The organism is Streptomyces sp. NPDC085944, from assembly GCF_040686295.1.
Taxonomy (GTDB): Bacteria; Actinomycetota; Actinomycetes; order Streptomycetales; family Streptomycetaceae; genus Streptomyces; species Streptomyces salinarius.
In genome coordinates, this window is record NZ_JBFBJX010000008.1 from 248448 (window position 1) to 265571 (window position 17124).

The following is a 17124-nucleotide window of genomic DNA, read 5'->3' on the forward strand; positions in this document are numbered from 1 at the left end:
GGTCCCGGGACGCACACCCCCGTTCGGGGGTAGTGAGACCCACCTCACGGATTAGACGATGGCACGGAGCCGCCCGGCAAGGTCCGGCACCGAGGAGGACAGATGACGACGGCCACGGAGCAGTTCCGCAGCGCACGGGACTTCCTGCTGGAACACCGCGAGGACTACACCGCCGCCTACGAGGGGTTCCGGTGGCCCCGGCCCGAGCACTTCAACTGGGCGCTGGACTGGTTCGACGTCATCGCCGAGGGCAACGACCGCCCCGCGCTGCACATCGTCGAGGAGGACGGCCGCGAGGTCCGGGTCTCCTTCGCCGAGATGGCGGCCCGCTCCAACCGGGTGGCGAACCGCCTGCGCGAGTGGGGCGTCGGCCCTCAGGACCGCATCCTCGTGATGCTCGGCAACCAGGTGGAGCTGTGGGAGACCGCGCTCGCCGCGATGAAACTGCGCGCGGTCGTCATCCCGGCCACGACCCTGCTCGGCCCCGCCGACCTGCGCGACCGCGTCGACCGCGGCCGGGTCCGGCACGTCATCGCGCGCGCCGAGGACACGGGCAAGTTCGACGACGTGCCCGGCGACTACACGCGCGTCGCGGTCGGCGACGGCACGACGGGACCCGGCTGGCGGTCCTACCAGGAGGTGTACGGGGCGCCGGACGCCTTCACCCCGGACGGTCCCACCGCCGCCGACGACCCGATCATGCTGTACTTCACCTCGGGCACCACCGCCCGCCCCAAGCTGGTCGAGCACACCCACGTGTCGTACCCCGTCGGCCACCTGGCGACCATGTACTGGATCGGGCTGACCCCCGGCGACGTGCACCTGAACATCTCCTCGCCCGGCTGGGCCAAGCACGCCTGGTCCAACCTGTTCGCGCCGTGGAACGCCGAGGCGACCGTCTTCCTGTACAACTACACGCGGTTCGACGCGACCCGGCTGATGTCCGAGATGGACCGGGCCGGGGTCACCACCTTCTGCGCCCCGCCGACCGTGTGGCGCATGCTCATCCAGGCCGACCTCTCCCGGCTCGCCACCCCGCCGCGCGAGGTCGTCGCCGCCGGTGAGCCGCTCAACCCCGAGGTGATCGAACAGGTCCGCCGCCTGTGGGGGCGGACCATCCGCGACGGTTTCGGGCAGACCGAGACCGCCGTCCAGGTCTCCAACAGCCCCGGCCAGGTCCTCAAGACCGGCTCGATGGGCCGCCCCAGCCCCGGCTACCGCGTCGAGCTGATCGACCCGGTGACCGGCGCGCCCGGCGCCGACGAGGGCGAGATCGCCCTGGACCTGTCCGACCGCCCCGTCGGCCTGATGACCGGCTACCACGGCGACCCCGACCGCACGGCCGAGGCGATGGCCGGCGGCTACTACCGCACCGGTGACATCGGCGCCCGGGACGAGGACGGCTACCTCACCTACGTGGGACGGGCCGACGACGTGTTCAAGGCCTCCGACTACAAGATCAGCCCCTTCGAGCTGGAGAGCGCGCTGCTGGAGCACGAGGCGGTCGCCGAGGCCGCCGTCGTGCCCGCCCCGGACGAGCTGCGTCTCGCCGTGCCGAAGGCGTACATCGTGCTGGCGGCCGGGTGGGAGCCCGGCCCGGACACCGCGAAGGTGCTCTTCGAGCACTCCCGCCAGACCCTCGCCCCCTACAAGCGGCTGCGCCGCCTGGAGTTCGGCGACCTGCCCAAGACCGTCTCCGGCAAGATCCGCCGCATCGAACTGCGCGAGGCCACCGCGGCCGGCTCCGCCGACGAGTACCGCGAGGAGGACTTCCGGTGACCACCACCCTCTCCTACGCCCACGGCACCAGCACCACCCCGCTCCTCGGCGACACCATCGGCGCCAACCTCCACCGCGCGATCGCCGCCCACCCGGACCGCGAGGCCCTCGTCGACGTCCCCTCCGGACGGCGCTGGACCTACGCCGAGTTCGGCGCCGCCGTCGACGAGGTGGCCCGGGGCCTGCTCGCCAAGGGCGTCACCAGGGGCGACCGGGTCGGCATCTGGGCGGTCAACTGCCCCGAGTGGGTCCTCGTCCAGTACGCCACCGCCCGCATCGGCGTCATCATGGTGAACGTCAACCCGGCCTACCGGGCGCACGAGCTGGAGTACGTCCTCCAGCAGTCCGGCATCACCGTGCTGGTCGCCTCGCTCGCCCACAAGAGCAGCGACTACCGGGCGATCGTGGAGCAGGTCCGCGGCCGGTGCCCCGCGCTGCGCGAGACCGTCTACATCGGCGACCCGTCCTGGGACGCGCTCACCGCGGGCGCCGCGTCCGTGCCGCAGGAGCGGGTCGACGCCCTCGCCGCCGAGCTGAGCTGCGACGACCCGGTCAACATCCAGTACACCTCCGGCACCACCGGCTTCCCCAAGGGCGCCACCCTCTCCCACCACAACATCCTCAACAACGGCTACTGGGTGGGCCGCACGGTCGGCTACACGGAGCAGGACCGGGTCTGTCTACCGGTGCCCTTCTATCACTGCTTCGGCATGGTGATGGGAAATCTCGGCGCCACCTCCCACGGCGCCTGCATCGTCATCCCCGCCCCGTCCTTCGAGCCGGCGGCCACGCTGGAGGCGGTGCGGCGGGAGCGGTGCACGTCCCTGTACGGCGTCCCGACCATGTTCATCGCCGAGCTGAACCTGCCGGACTTCGCCTCCTACGACCTCACCTCCCTGCGCACCGGCATCATGGCGGGCTCCCCCTGCCCGGTGGAGGTGATGAAGCGGGTGGTCGCCGAGATGCACATGGAGCAGGTCTCCATCTGCTACGGCATGACCGAGACCTCCCCGGTCTCCCTGCAGACCCGTATGGACGACGACCTCGAACACCGCACCGGAACCGTCGGCCGCGTCCTGCCGCACATCGAGGTCAAGGTCGTCGACCCGGTCACCGGAGTGACCCTGCCGCGCGGCGACGCGGGCGAACTGCGCACCCGCGGCTACAGCGTGATGCTCGGCTACTGGGAGGAGCCCGGGAAGACCGCCGAGGCCGTCGACCCGGGCCGCTGGATGCACACCGGGGACCTCGCGGTGATGCGCGAGGACGGGTACGTGGAGATCGTCGGCCGCATCAAGGACATGATCATCCGGGGCGGCGAGAACATCTACCCGCGCGAGGTGGAGGAGTTCCTGTACGCCCACCCGAAGATCGCGGACGTCCAGGTCGTCGGCGTACCCCACGAGCGCTACGGCGAGGAGGTGCTGGCCTGCGTCGTCCCGCGCGACGCCGCCGACCCGCTCACCCTGGAGGAACTGCGGGCGTACTGCGACGGGCAGCTCGCCCACTACAAGGTGCCCAGCCGCCTCCAGCTCCTCGACTCCTTCCCGATGACCGTCTCGGGGAAGGTGCGCAAGGTGGAGCTGCGGGAGCGGTACGCTGCCCCGCAGCCGCCCCCGGAACTCTGACCGCCCCGCCCGCCCTCCGGGAGGCCGGCCGGGCGCGGCACGCAGTCCTCCGGCGGCGCCCGGCCACCGGCGTCAGCCTGCCGCCCACCCGGCGCTCACCGCGCAGAGCACCGGCAGGACGAGGAGGGCGGCACCCATCGGAGCCGGGAACGGGCCGCGCTCCCGCACCACTTCGCGGACCGCGAACGCCTTGCGCTGGGCCGCGTCCGTCCGCTTCGTCGACAGCGGGGTCAGCGAACCGAGCAGCACCAGCAGCACTTCGGACCAGCGCAGCCGTTCCGCCCCCGCCACGGGCAGCGTCCACGACGACACCCAGCCCCGGAACGGCAGCAGTGCCAGCACCGTCCCGCACAGGAACCCGGCGCACGCCGCGAACGCCGCCTGCCAGGGCACCCGCGCACCCGCTCCGAGGACGAGCGTGAGCGCGGCTGCCGAGGGGAACGTCACGAGGGCGATCCACCGCTCCCTGCGCAGGGGCAGCCACCGCAGGAGTACGCAGGTGAGGACCAGGTCGCAGAGCAGAAGCGCGAACACGGTGAGCGGAAGGAGCACGGACGGTCCTCAGTTGCCGGAAAGGCTGCGCAGGCCGTCGCACGACCGGGGAGGGCGACGACTCATCCGATGAGAAAGGCCACGAGCACCGTCGTCGCCACGAAGGTGAGGAGGAAGACGGCCAGTTGGCCCTTGGTCACCTCGTCCGCCGGCCGGCCCGCGCGGTGCAGGGCGAGCTGGCGGGCGAAGTACTTGGCGTAGACCAGCCGCAGGATCACCAGGACGAGGGCGACGACGGTGAACAGGAAGAGCGCCTGCTTCCCGTCGCTGCCCCGGGCCAGGGTCTGCCCGCCGATGACCGCCGCGCCCGCCAGGGGCGGCAGTACCGCGGCGAAGCGCTGCCACCTCTTCGTGGCCAGCGACTGCGCGGCCAGGGCGAGGGCGATGCCGGACGCGACGGCCATGACCCACCACTGGGCGACGGACATGTCGGGCGTCAGCATGGGCACTTCCCTCTTCCGGGTCGCCGCGGACCGCCGTGACGGCGGCATTCGGGTGGGACGGCGATCATATCCCGTCCCACCCCTGCCGGTTGCGTGCTTTCGTTACCAGGTCAGCCAGCCGACGACCGTGGTCGTGGCGTCACTGACCGCACCGGAGATCTTCGCCCCGACATTCTCCGCGACGTCGTCCAGACCGCCGAACTTGCTGAGCAGCTTGCCCTTGCCGAGGAAGATGCCGCCCACCGCGAACATGCCGAGCGCACTGTGGAAGTCGCTGCCCTGCCAGTTGTCCGCGATGCCGTGGAGCAGAGCACTCGCTCCCTGCAGGCCCCAGGACACGAGACCGACAGCGCCGGCCGCCGCCAGCAGGGCCGGTGCGGCGGGCGGGAAGAGCAGGGCGCCCACACCGAGGACGACGCCGGCGCCGCCCGCGATCGTGCTCCAGTGTCCGGTGACCGTCGCCCACTGCTTGGCCGAACCGATGTCCTCCGGCCACAGCTCCCAGTCGTAGTACCAGGGCTTGTCCTGGTCGGAGGTCTGGGAGGGGTTGGACCCGTTCTCCTGGTCCTGCGCGGCCTTCTCGGCGGCCTGGCGCGCCTTCTCGGCGGCCTCCGCCTTCCGCTTCGCCGCCACGACCGCCTTCGCCTCGCTTGCGGCGTCCGCGGCTGCCGCCGCGTCGGCACCGGCCTGCAGCTTCGCCGCCCGGGCGCTGGCGGCGGAGGCCTGTGCCTCGGCGGCGGACGCGACGGCCGCCCGGGCGGACGCCGACGCCTGTCGCATGGAGTAGTTCGCGGTCCGGGCCGCACCGCGGGCCACGGTCGCCGCCTGCGAGGCGCTGGCGGCGGACTTGGCCGCGTCGGCCGCGGACTGGTCGGCGGCGTCCGCGTTGGCCTTCGCCTCGTCGGCGGCGTCGGCGGCGTCGGCGGCGTGGTCCTTCGCCTTCGCCGCCCAGTCGGAGGCCTCTTCGGCGGCCTGCCGGGCCTCGGCCGCCGCCTTCGAGGCCAGCGCCGCGTCCTCCAGCGCCTTCGCCGCGACCTTCGCGGCGTGGGCGATGGACGCGCGGACGGCGGCCACGTGGGTGGCGTGGTCCTCGTCGAGCCGGGCGATGTAGAACTTGTCACGGGCGACGAAGTACCGCCGCATGCGGGCGGAGCCCTCCAGCACGATCTCCGCGGCCGACTTCATGTAAGGGCCGCCGGAGTCGAGGAGGCCGAAGATCTCGACCTGATCGTCCTGTTTGACGGCCTCCGCCAGCTCCTCGTTGAGGAAGCGGTGGAGCGCCGGGGCGCCGCCGTCCGCGAGTGCCGCCTCGGCCTTGGCCTTGACCGCCTTGCCCGGGTCCTCGTTCAGGATGGAGAACACGGTGACCCGGTTGTCCGTGGCCGCGGCCTCGATGACGCCGGTCGCGAGGAACTCGGTGGGGGCGTCCTCGTTCTCGTCGACCAGTGCCCGGTGGGCCGCTTCGGCGACGGCGGGTTTGGCCGATTCGGCCACGGTCAGCACGGTCTCGCGGTCGTCCTGGCGCTGGGCGAGGAGGCGGTCGGCGCCGACCCAGTTGAGAACGTCCTGGTCCGCGCCCGCGAGGGCGAACTCGGCCGCGGCACGGGTCCAGCTGCCGGTGGAGTCCAGGAGCCGTACGGCGGCCTTGCGGCCCTCGGTGACGGCCAGGGCGGTGTCGCCGGCCTGCAGGGCGGTCTCCGCCGCCGCGATCGCGTCCTTCGTCTCCGTGGCGATCCGGTCGGCCAGGGTGCGCCGGTTGTCGGCCTGCTTGGCGTCGTCGATCTCGGCCTCGGCCCTCAGCCTGGCCTCCAGGACGCCGAGTTCGGTGTCCTGGGCGATGCGGGCGGTCTCCGCCTCACGCGCGGCGGCCTCCACGTCCCGCGCCTCCTCGACCGCGTTCGCGGCGGTGGTCGCGGCCTCGACCGCGGCCTCGGCGTAGGCGGTGGAACGCTTGGCGTACTCAACGGCCTCACCGGCGTGCTCGGCCGCCTCGTCGGCTGCGTCGGCGGCCGCGTCGGCATGGTCGGCCGCGCTGTTGGCGGCGTCCCGTGCGACCGCCGCCGCGGCTGCGGCCCGGTCGGAGAGGGTTCGGGCGGTGCCGGCGGCCCGGGTGGCGCGCGCGGCGGCGGCGTTGGCCTCCGCGGCGGCCTGCCGGGCGGCGGCGGCCTGGGACTTGGCCACACCCGCCGAAGCGGCGGCGTTCGCGGCCTCGTTCGCGGCGACGGCGGCGTTCTGTGCGGCGCCCGCGGCGGCGGCACCGGCCGCGTAGGACTGACGCGAAGCAACGGCGGCGTGGTCGGCGGCCGCCGCGGCGGTACGCGCACGGCGCGCGGCGTTGCGGGCGCCCTCGGCCGCATCGCGCGCGGCGGAAGCCTTGGACGCGTCCTTGGACGCGGCGATGGCCGCACCGTAGGCACGGGAGGCCGCACTGCCCGCTGCGGCGGCGGCAGCGGCGGCGGCCTGGGCGGCCCGCGCGGCCCGGCCCGAAGCCGCTTGGGCCGTGCGGGAGGCGGCGATCGCGGTGTTGGCGGCGTTGGCCGCGCCCCGTGCGGCATTGGCGGCGTTGTTGGCCGCGCGCGCCGACTTGCGGACGTCCTCCTTGGCGGCCAGGGCTTCCTGGGCAGCCTTCTGAGCGGCGGCCTTCGCCTCCTCCGCAGCCTTCTTGGCGCGGTCCGAAGCGGCCACGGCCTGCTCCGACTTGAGGCTCGCCCGCTTGCCCTCGCGCTCGACCACGGCGACCAGCTGCTCGATCGTCGCGCTCTCCTCGTCGCGGGCCCGCGCGATGAACTGACCGGAGACCAGGAAGCGGTGGATGGCCTCGGGTGTCCCGTCGGCCAGGGCCTGCTCGGCGTACTTCTTCACCTCGGGGGAGGCGGTGTTGAGGATCGTGAAGACCTCGACCCGTTCGTCCTCGGCCCGCGCCGTGTACTGGGTCTCGTCGAGGAAGGTGCGCAGGGCCTGGGCGGTGCCCGCGTCCAGGGCCTCGGTGGCCTCGCGGGCCACTCCGGGGCCGCTGTTGTCCAGGATGGTGAGCACCGCGACACGCAGGTCGGTGGTGACCGGCTCGACGTATCCGTCGGTCAGGTAGGCGGTGACGGCGGCGTCGCCCGCGGTCAGCGCGGCTTCGGCGGACTGCTGGGCGGACTTGCCCGCGTGCGGCAGACCCGTGAGCACGGCGAAGCGGTTGTCCTCCGCCTGGGCGACGGGGAGTTCACTGGTGAGAAAGGTGGAGACGGCGGCCTGGGGCCCGGTCAGGGCGGCCGCTGCCGCCTCGCGGACGGCGACGCCACCGATCTTGTACTGCCACACCGCCCTGCCCCGGTCGGTGTCGGGGAGGTCGGTGTCGGGGTCGCCGGAGTCGCCCTCGGCGGCCCGGGCGGGCCCGGCGGCGAACAGGGTCATGCCGGGCAGGGCCGGCACGGCGGCCGTCCCGGCGACGGTGGTGAGTATGCGGCGTCTGCTCCACAGTGACGCTGACAAAGTGAGCATCCTTCCCGTACGGGATACGCGGGTGTGATGCGGGACGACATGTCCCAATCCTGGTGCTGAGCAGCAGTACTGACCTGCCGTCAGCTTCACTTCTTGCGCGGCGAAACACTACCTGTCCGTCACCGAATCACCACCCTTATTTCGACCCGAAAAAATTGGCCGATAGTAATTAGGGGAAATTGATACGGCGCGGAAATCGAAAATAGGTCACCCAAGCTCTACGGGAAGGTTGCAAGATCTCCATAATTGAGAAGGCAACCTCTTTTCGAGTGACGCAGGTCACGTTGAGGTTGTGTGGGCTGACCTTTTTGCGGCGATTAATGCGTTGGACAAAATGATTCGCGGCGACTTGCATCGGTGAGCCGCGGGGTGCGGGGTGCGTTCCGGACCCCTCGAGCGGCCTGGTCGCGGATTCATTCGGGGGGTTCTGAGGGCGAGTTGCGGCCGTCCTGTGCCGCCCGTTCGAAACGCGTATCGGACATTCAGTTCGCATCTACCCGTAGGACGGTAATGAAGAGCAGAGCACGCATCGGGGCCGCTTGGCTCACAGGGCGTTTCCTGGCACGAACGGCGGCTGCCGCGGCTGTCGCCGGGGCGCTGGCGGCTGCCGTGGTGGCGGCCGGCGCGGGCGGCCAGGCAGAGGGGGTCGACACCTCCGTACGCGCGGTCGCCGACGAGGCCCCCGGCTACGCGGTCGAGGACTTCGCCTACCCGCAGGCGGACAAGGTCCTGGAGGAGCAGGGCATCGTCCTCAAGCGGGGCGACGGACACATCGTCCTGGCCGCCTGCGAGCCGGGCACCGGTCAGCTGGAGGTCTACTCGCGCGAGGCGCTGAGCGTCTGCTTCGAGGTCACCGGGGACAGCGGCTGGCTGACGATGGAGATCCCGTCCGTCTACGGCGTGAAGACGAACGAGTACGCGACCGAGGTCGACCTGACCGTCGGCGAGGAGGAGACGTCCGTCGACGTCCCCGCCAACTCGTGGAAGGCGGTGGGCGAGAGCGCCGACGAGCAGGGACGCCCCCACATGCTGGTGGAGATCAGGACGTCCAAGTAGTGACCGACGCATCCACGGCAGCGGAGGGCGATCGGCCCACCCGTCCCGCAGCAACCGCACCAACTCCGGCAAGGAGCAGACACATGCCGCGTCCCAGACCCCTGCGTCTCACCGCACTCGCCACCGTCCTGGCCGCCGGACCGATCGCGCTGACCGCCGTACCCTCGGTGGCCGTGACCGGGCCGGCCGCCGCCGACTCCGACACGACCCACGCCTACGCCGCCCAGATCATCGTCGGCGACCACGACCGCGGCTGCTCCGGTGTCCTGGTCGACACCGACTGGCTGCTCACCGCTGCGAGTTGCTTCGCCGAGAACCCTGCCGAGAGCCTCGCCGTGCCGACGGGCAAGCCCGCCCTGACCACCACGGCGACCATCGGCCGCGCCAACCTCACGGGCACCGGCGGCGCCGTGCGCACGGTCGTCGAGCTCGTGCCCCGCACCGACCGCGACGTGGTCCTGGCCCGGCTGAACCGCCCGGTCACGAACGTCACGCCCGTCGCCCTGGCCGCCGCCGCACCCACCACGGGTGAGCAGCTGACGCTGGCCGGCTACGGCCGCAGCAAGACCGAGTGGGCGCCGCTGAACCTGCACACCGGGGTCTTCTCGGTGGACGCCACCGACGCCACCACCGCCACGGTGACGGGCCAGGACGGCGCGGCGGCCTGCATGGGCGACACCGGCGGCCCGCTGGTGCGCACCGTGAACGGCACCAAGCAGCTGGCCGCCCTGAGCAGCCGCTCGTACCAGGGTGGTTGCTTCGGCATCGACGCCGCCGAGACACGCACCGGCGGCGTGGTCACCCGCGTCGACGACCTGGGCTCCTGGGTGGCGTCCAAGGTCGGGGCCAACCGCATCACCGACTTCAACTGCGACGGCGTCGAGGACATAGCCGTGGCCGACCCGGAGGCCACCGTCGGCGGCGACGCCAAGGCGGGCCTGGTCCGCGTCGTCTACGGCGGCGGCAAGGGCACGGCGCAGATCGACCAGGACCTCGACTGGGTCCCGGGCGGCGCCGAGGCCAACGACCTCTTCGGCCAGGCCATCGACACCGTCGACTACGACGAGGACGGCTGTACGGACCTGGCGGTCGGCACCCCGGGCGAGAACCTGGGCGACGCCGTGGACGCGGGCATGGCCGACGTCCTGTACGGCGCACCCGGCGGGATCGGCACCGGCGCCGTCAAGGACACCCACTTCCAGCAGGCCACGGGCAACGGCTCCATCAACGCTTCCACGCCGGAGGACGGCGACCTGATGGGGCAGGCGATGGTCGCGGGCACCACCGCCGCCGGCGAGCCCTTCGTCGTCATCGGCGTGCCCGGCGAGGGACTGGGCAGTGCCGCCGGAGCCGGCGAGGCCTTCTACGTGCGCGGCGGCACCAACGTCTCCGTCCACCAGGACCGGGCGGGCGTACCCGGGGCGGTGGAGGCGGGTGACGGCTTCGGCGCGGTACTCGCCGCCGACGCCAACCACCTCGCCATCGGTGCGCCCGACGAGAACATCAACGGCGACGACGCGGCCGGCAACCTCGCGGTCTTCTCGCACGAGCTGAACAGCGAGAAGAGGCCCACCCCGCTGTTCGGCCTCGACCAGGACCTGGACACCGTCTCCGGCGGCGCCGAGAAGGGGGACCGCTTCGGCGCGGCCCTGGCGCTGGCCCCGTACCGTCCGGCGGGCGCGGCGCGCGCCGACGAGTCCCTTCTGGCGGTCGGCTCCCCCGGCGAGGCACTGAACGTGAACGGCGTCAGCAAGGCGGAGACGGGCGGCGTCATCACCTTCCGGGTCACCGCGGCCGGCACCTACACCCAGCTCGACGGGTACTCCTCCGGCACCAGTGACGACGACGTCTCCGGCACCTCCGAGGCCGGCGACCACTTCGGGTCCACGCTGACCGCCGTCAACACGGCGCCGCGTGCGGTGAGCACCGAGGCGACCATGAAGATGGCCGTCGGCATCCCGGACGAGGCCCTTGGTTCCGTGGCCGGGGCGGGCGCGGTGCACGTCTTCTCGATGCTGGGCTCGCCCGGCGCCAACGACAAGTGGATCGAGTCCGGCGACGGAGACGGTGTTCCCGGCGCACCGGGCGCCGACCAGCGCCTCGGCTCCAGCATCCACTTCACCGGCACCCACCTGTACGTGGGCATGCCCTACGGTCCGACCGCCACGGGCGCGCTGTACGCCCTGCCGATGTCCAATGTGACCCTCGGTGAGCCCAACGCCGCGCCCACCGTGTACCAGCCGGGCCAGGGAGGCCTCCCGGCCGGCGGTACGGCCTTCGGGCACGCGGCGAGGTAGCCGCTCAGCCAGATCCCTCCCAGCCGGCCGTGGCGTCCAGCGCCACGGCCGGCGCGTTGACCGGACGCGGCACGCCCGACGGGTCCAGCACGAAGAGCGGGACGTCCAGCAGATCGGCGCGGGCGCGGGCGTCCTCGGCGTATCCGGCGAGCGAGAAGTAGACGCCCCGCGCGGACTCCGCCATGGCCGTCAGCCACAGGCACTCCACGTCCCGCACCGAGGCCGGGCCCACCGTCGGATCCACCTGGACGACGATGCCGGGCGCCGCCAGCCCGATGCCGGACAGCGGCCGCTGGTCGGCGCGGCGCACGTCCCGGTGGCCCAGACCGCGCAGGTAGAGCACGGCGGCGGTGACCGCGTCGCGCGCGGTGCGGATCGGGACCGCCCGGTGCGCCGGGACCCGTGAACCGGGGGTGCGACCGGCCCGGCCGGTCGCCGCCCGGTCCACCGGCACGCACAGCACCGTCCCGCACGGACAGCCCAGCTCCGGCCGCGGCCACCGGCTCTGTGCCCCGCAGGCCGCGCAGCGCACCCCCACCCACTCCTCGTCCCAGGTCCGGTGAGTGACCGCGGTCGCGGTCCCACGCGGGTCCAGCTCCGGGGCGACGGGCTCCCCGCAGGCACAGGGGTACGACGGTGCCGTGTAGCGGTGCCGACGCCCGCAGGCGGTGCAGCACACCGAGATGGTCTCGGACATGCCCCCCATCGTCCTCTCTTGACGGCCTCCGGCTGCCCACTTACATTACTTCCAGATCGTAGAAAACAAATTTCGCTATACGGAAGTTGCTACGGAAGAAGCTCACCGCGGGGCGCGACGGGAGTGTGAATCCGACAGCCGGAGCAGGAGTACTCGATGGCTCGTATGACCGCTGCCCGAGCGGCAGTTGAGATTCTGAAGCGCGAGGGCGTCACCGACGCGTTCGGTGTGCCGGGCGCGGCGATCAACCCCTTCTACGCGGCGCTCAAGGCGTCCGGCGGCGTCCAGCACACCCTCGCCCGGCACGTCGAGGGTGCCTCGCACATGGCCGAGGGCTACACCCGCACCCACCCCGGCAACATCGGCGTCTGCATCGGCACCTCGGGCCCGGCCGGCACCGACATGATCACCGGTCTCTACTCGGCGATCGGCGACTCGATCCCGATCCTGTGCATCACCGGCCAGGCGCCGACCGCGGTGATCCACAAGGAGGACTTCCAGGCCGTCGACATCGCCTCCATCGCCAAGCCGGTGACCAAGATGGCCGTCACCGTCCTGGAGGCCGCGCAGGTCCCCGGCGTCTTCCAGCAGGCGTTCCACCTGATGCGCTCCGGCCGCCCCGGCCCGGTCCTCATCGACCTGCCGATCGACGTCCAGACCACCGAGATCGAGTTCGACCCCGATACCTACGAGCCGCTCCCGGTCTACCGGCCCACCGCCACCCGCGCCCAGATCGAGAAGGCGATCGGCCTGCTCAACGCGTCCGAGCGCCCGCTGATCGTGGCCGGCGGCGGTGTCATCAACGCCGACGCGGCCGACCTGCTGGTGGAGTTCGCCGAGCTGACCGGCACCCCCGTCGTGCCGACCCTGATGGGCTGGGGCATCGTCCCCGACGACCACGAGCTGAACGCCGGCATGGTCGGCCTGCAGACCTCGCACCGCTACGGCAACGCGACCTTCCTCGAGTCGGACTTCGTCCTCGGCATCGGCAACCGCTGGGCCAACCGTCACACCGGAAAGCTGGACGTCTACACGGCCGGCCGCAAGTTCGTCCACGTCGACGTCGAGCCGACCCAGATCGGCAAGATCTTCGCCCCGGACTACGGCATCGCCTCCGACGCGAAGGCCGCCCTGGAGCTGTTCGTCGAGGTCGCGCGCGAGCTGAAGGCGGCCGGCAAGCTGCCCGACCGCTCCGCGTGGGCCGCCTCCGCGCAGGAGCGCAAGGCCACCCTCCAGCGCCGTACGCACTTCGACGACATCCCGATCAAGCCGCAGCGCGTCTACGAGGAGATGAACAAGGCCTTCGGCCCTCAGACCCGGTACGTCTCCACCATCGGCCTCTCCCAGATCGCCGGCGCCCAGATGCTGCACGTCTACCGCCCGCGGCACTGGATCAACTGCGGCCAGGCCGGCCCGCTCGGCTGGACCGTCCCGGCCGCCCTCGGCGTCGCCAAGGCGGACCCGGACGCCCAGGTCGTGGCGCTCTCCGGCGACTACGACTTCCAGTTCATGCTGGAGGAGCTGGCCGTCGGCGCGCAGCACAAGATCCCCTACGTCCACGTCCTGGTGAACAACTCGTACCTGGGCCTGATCCGCCAGGCGCAGCGGGCGTTCGAGATCGACTTCCAGGTCAACCTGGAGTTCGAGAACATCAACTCGCCCGAGCTGGGCGTCTACGGCGTCGACCACGTCAAGGTCGCCGAGGGCCTGGGCTGCAAGGCGATCCGGGTGACCGACCCGAACGAGCTGGGCACGGCCCTGGAGCAGGCCAAGAAGCTGGCCGCCGAGCACCGGGTGCCGGTCGTCGTCGAGGCCATCCTGGAGCGCGTCACCAACATCTCCATGTCGGGCACGAACGACATCTCCAACGTGGTGGAGTTCGAAGAGGTGGCCACGGAGCCGGGGCACGCCCCGACCGCGATCAGGACGCTGAAGGTCTGACGGACCCGGCGCCGAGAGCCGAGAACGGCCCGTCCCTCTCCTCGGGGGGACGGGTCGTTCTCACGTGTGTGCGGTCCCGATGTACGTGGCTCCTGTGTACGCGGATCCCATGTGCGCCGCCCCCATGTGCGCCGCCCCCCATGTGTCCACGCTCAGTCCGAGCCGCCACCGCCCCCGGAGCGGCAGCCGCCCGCATGGTCCCCGTGGTGGCCCGTGCCGCCCCAGTCGCCCGAGACCGAGTCCTCGTACGCGTCGCGCCACCTCAGGAACCCGCCGCGGCCCAGGGAGAGGCGGACACCGTCGGCCGGTGCGCCCGGGGCCGTCAGTCCGGCCCGCAGGGCGAAGCGCGGCAGGAGCAGACGCAGGGCGGCATCACCGTGCAGGGCGACCGCGAGCAGCGTGTCGTCGTCCGTCAGTCCGTGTCCGACCGCGGGCAGCGGGTGCCGCTCCCGCCAGAACTCCACGCGCCGGCGCGCGCTGCGGATCGGCCCCAGCCACGGGTGGCCCAGCAGCCCTTCCTCCGCGAGCGGGATGCGCGTCAGGGCCGGCCCAGGCGCACGTCCGGGTGCCGGACCAGTTCGCGGGCGGTGAGCGGCTCGTGCAGGCAGTCGAGCACGGTCCCTTCGAGCGGCCCCAGGCCCTCCGGCTCGGGTCCCGCCGCGCACGGCGTCCTGCGCGGTCCGTTCTCGACGGCGCCCAGCAGGTGCAGGGCGACCGGCGCCACCGTGACCGCGGCCGGCGGCCCGCCGCCCGGCAGCGCGACCTGGTGCGGCTCCCACCCGATCTCCGTGCCACCGGCCACGACACGCACCTCCCCCGTGCACCCCCGCGTTGCCGGGGTTGTGCCCGCTGCGGCGGCTCCTACGCCCGCTCAGCCACCGGGGTGCTCGTGGTGCTCGTGCAGCCCCGGCCAGTCCTCCGGGCCGCCGCCCTGCCACTCGACCAGGTCGGTGTCCTCGACGTCGGTGACGTAGAGGTCGGCGAGGCGCAGCAGTTCGGCGACGTCGTCGAGGTGCGAGGCGACGCCCAGGGTCTCGTCGCCGGAGGTGACCCGGCGGGAGCCGTCCAGGGCGGGGGAGTGGACGACGATGTGCGGATGCTCGGGTGGGTGTGCCGTAGCCATGTCTCCAGGCTGCTGCGCGGGCGGTGAATCCGCACCCGGTGGACGCGAACGCCGAAAAGCGCCGGATGCGGGACCGTCCGCATCCGGCGCTTCCCGGCCGGTGAAGGTTCTTGGTGAGGGGATCCGGTGAGGGATTCCCCCGCTGAGGGTGACCTCACGTGGAACCCGTCCGGCGGCGCGAGGCTGGGCGCGACAGGTCGTTCGCGCCGCCGGACGGAGTATGGGCCTCTCGGTCCCGAGAGGCGGGGTTGGCCGGGACCGCGGCGGTGCGACGGGCCGGAACGGCTCCTCCCCTCAGGTCGTAGGAGAAACGTCCCGCCCTTCACCACCGCACTGGCTCGCTGGCCGCCGCGGTCCTCGCCCTGCCCGCGCCGGCACCTGGCGCTCACCCCTCATCCGGGCCGCTTCGGTGCCTGCGCGGGCCGCGCACACGGCCCCGGCCTCCCCGCCGGGTTCCGTGCACGAGCCGGTGGATCAGTCCTCGCGCAGGGCGCGGACCGCCTCCTCCACGCGCTTGCCGTAGTCGGGGTCGGCCGCGTGGAAGTGCGCGAGGTTCTTCTCTACGACGTCGTTGCGGGAGACCTGGGAGAGGCCGCCGGCGATGTTCGCCACCAGGCGCTGCTTCTCGTCCTCGCTCATCAGCCGGTACAGCGCGCCGGCCTGCACGAAGTGGTCGTCCTTGGTGTGCAGCGGCGCCTCGTGGGTGCCGGTGTGGCCGGACACGGGAAGCGGGGCGGCCAGCGGGGTGCCGGTCTCGGCCGGGCCGTCGTAGGAGTTCGGCTCGTAGTTCTTGGCGTACCGGCCCTGCGGGTTGGACGCCATCAGGCCGTCGCGGCCGTAGTTGGCGGCGCCGCCGGGCACGGCCCTCGGGGCGTTCACCGCGAGCTGGGTGTGGTTGACGCCCAGGCGGTAGCGGTGCGCGTCCGCGTACGCGAACAGGCGGCCCTGGAGCATCTTGTCGGGGGAGGGACCGATGCCGGGGACGAAGTTGTTCGGGGAGAACGCGGCCTGCTCGACCTCCGCGAAGACGTTGTCCGGGTTGCGGTCCAGCACCAGTCGGCCCACCCGCTTGAGCGGGTAGTCGGCGTGCGGCCACACCTTGGTCACGTCGAACGGGTTGAAGCGGTAGTTCGCCGCCTCGGCCACCGGCATCAGCTGCACGTGCAGCGTCCAGGACGGGTACACGCCCCGCTCGATCGCCTGGACCAGGTCCGTCTGGTGCGAGGTCGGGTCCTCGCCCGCGAGCTTCGCGGCCTCGTCGGCCGTCAGGCAGCGGATGCCCTGGTCGGTCTTGAAGTGGTACTTGACGAAGAAGGACTCGCCCTTGGCGTTCGTCCACTGGTAGGTGTGCGAACCGAAGCCGTCCATGTGGCGGTACGAGGCCGGGATGCCGCGGTCGCCCATCAGCCAGGTGATCTGGTGCGTCGCCTCGGGGGAGTGCGCCCAGAAGTCGAAGACGTTGTCCGGCTCCTGACGGCCCGTGAACGGGTCGCGCTTTTGCGAGTGGATGAAGTCCGGGAACTTGATCGGGTCCTTGATGAAGAACACCGGGGTGTTGTTGCCGACGAGGTCGTAGTTGCCCTCCTCGGTGTAGAACTTCAGCGCGAAGCCGCGCGGGTCGCGGACCGCGTCCGCGCCGCCGAGGGAGTCGGCCACGGTGGAGAAGCGCAGGAAGACCTCGGTGCGCTTGCCGACCGTGTTCAGGAAGTCGGCGTGCGTGAAGCCGGTGACGTCGTCGGTCACCTCGAAGTGGCCGTACGCGCCGGAGCCGCGGGCGTGCACCACGCGCTCCGGGATGCGCTCGCGGTTGAAGCGCGCGAGCTTCTCGATGAGGTGCTGGTCCTGGATCAGGAGGGGGCCGCCGATGCCGGCGGAGGCGGAGTTCTGGTTGTCGGCGACCGGGGCGCCGGACTCGGTGGTGAGCACGCGCTGCGACATCGTGGACCTTCCGTGGCCTTGCAGACGAGGGTTCAGCGGAACCGTTCAGTGGAAACAGGTTTCCGCTTCGTGGAGCCTAGATTTGCGACAGTGGCACGTCAACAGTTTGTTGAAGTGGGTTCCGGGCGACGCCGCCGCTCGGGCGCGACAGGACAGGTGTCAGCGGCGGCGCCACCCGGAG

General features: G+C 72.1%; 13 protein-coding genes. 5 read left to right on the forward strand and 8 right to left on the reverse strand.

Annotated elements, in window-relative coordinates; translation table 11 throughout:
- Positions 1–102: 102 nt before the first annotated feature.
- A complete protein-coding gene (locus tag AB0P07_RS18390) occupies positions 103–1779 on the forward strand; it encodes an AMP-binding protein (RefSeq protein WP_365551795.1) in 1677 nt (558 codons plus the stop codon).
- Positions 1776–3407 (forward strand): linear/branched/unsaturated fatty acid:CoA ligase LbuL, encoded by a 1632-nt coding sequence (gene lbuL, locus AB0P07_RS18395; RefSeq protein ID WP_365551797.1) that lies wholly within the window; start codon positions 1776–1778, stop codon positions 3405–3407. The genes AB0P07_RS18390 and lbuL overlap by 4 nt, the downstream gene beginning before the upstream one ends.
- Before the next feature lie 72 nt (positions 3408–3479).
- Here lbuL and AB0P07_RS18400 read toward each other — a convergent pair whose 3' ends face one another.
- The 3 genes from AB0P07_RS18400 to AB0P07_RS18410 all read right to left on the reverse strand — a co-directional run bounded on the left by AB0P07_RS18400 (position 3480) and on the right by AB0P07_RS18410 (position 7891).
- Positions 3480–3959: a hypothetical protein gene (locus AB0P07_RS18400; RefSeq protein WP_365551799.1), complete on the reverse strand. Its 480-nt coding sequence runs from the start codon at positions 3957–3959 to the stop codon at positions 3480–3482.
- A 62-nt stretch (positions 3960–4021) separates the two neighbouring features.
- Positions 4022–4402, reverse strand: coding sequence for a hypothetical protein (locus AB0P07_RS18405; protein WP_365551801.1), 381 nt, complete (start codon positions 4400–4402; stop codon positions 4022–4024).
- A 102-nt stretch (positions 4403–4504) separates the two neighbouring features.
- Positions 4505–7891, reverse strand: a complete 3387-nt coding sequence (locus AB0P07_RS18410) for an ALF repeat-containing protein (RefSeq protein ID WP_365551803.1) — start codon at positions 7889–7891, stop codon at positions 4505–4507.
- 510 nt (positions 7892–8401) lie between these two features.
- On the opposite strand from AB0P07_RS18410, the gene AB0P07_RS18415 reads away from it, so the two are divergent.
- Positions 8402–8947, forward strand: a complete 546-nt coding sequence (locus AB0P07_RS18415) for a hypothetical protein (RefSeq protein WP_365551805.1) — start codon at positions 8402–8404, stop codon at positions 8945–8947.
- Between the two features lie 83 nt (positions 8948–9030).
- Complete coding sequence (locus AB0P07_RS18420; protein ID WP_365551807.1) at positions 9031–11244, forward strand: S1 family peptidase; 2214 nt, start codon at positions 9031–9033, stop codon at positions 11242–11244.
- A gap of 4 nt (positions 11245–11248) precedes the next feature.
- Here AB0P07_RS18420 and AB0P07_RS18425 read toward each other — a convergent pair whose 3' ends face one another.
- Entirely contained in the window at positions 11249–11950 is a 702-nt protein-coding gene (locus tag AB0P07_RS18425) for a hypothetical protein (RefSeq protein ID WP_365551809.1), read from the reverse strand.
- A gap of 147 nt (positions 11951–12097) precedes the next feature.
- Here AB0P07_RS18425 and gcl point away from each other — a divergent pair, with 147 nt between their 5' ends.
- The gene (gene gcl / locus AB0P07_RS18430; RefSeq protein WP_365551811.1) at positions 12098–13882 is read left to right on the forward strand and encodes a glyoxylate carboligase; all 1785 of its coding nucleotides are present in this window, start codon (positions 12098–12100) and stop codon (positions 13880–13882) included.
- A gap of 152 nt (positions 13883–14034) precedes the next feature.
- Here gcl and AB0P07_RS18435 read toward each other — a convergent pair whose 3' ends face one another.
- From AB0P07_RS18435 to AB0P07_RS18450, 4 genes are all read right to left on the reverse strand, one after another.
- Complete coding sequence (locus AB0P07_RS18435) at positions 14035–14346, reverse strand: hypothetical protein (protein ID WP_365551813.1); 312 nt, start codon at positions 14344–14346, stop codon at positions 14035–14037.
- Between the two features lie 74 nt (positions 14347–14420).
- Positions 14421–14684, reverse strand: a complete 264-nt coding sequence (locus AB0P07_RS18440) for a hypothetical protein (protein WP_365551815.1) — start codon at positions 14682–14684, stop codon at positions 14421–14423.
- 69 nt (positions 14685–14753) lie between these two features.
- Positions 14754–15005: a hypothetical protein gene (locus tag AB0P07_RS18445; protein WP_365551816.1), complete on the reverse strand. Its 252-nt coding sequence runs from the start codon at positions 15003–15005 to the stop codon at positions 14754–14756.
- A 474-nt stretch (positions 15006–15479) separates the two neighbouring features.
- Entirely contained in the window at positions 15480–16943 is a 1464-nt protein-coding gene (locus tag AB0P07_RS18450; protein ID WP_365551818.1) for a catalase, read from the reverse strand.
- Between the last annotated feature and the right edge of the window lie 181 nt (positions 16944–17124).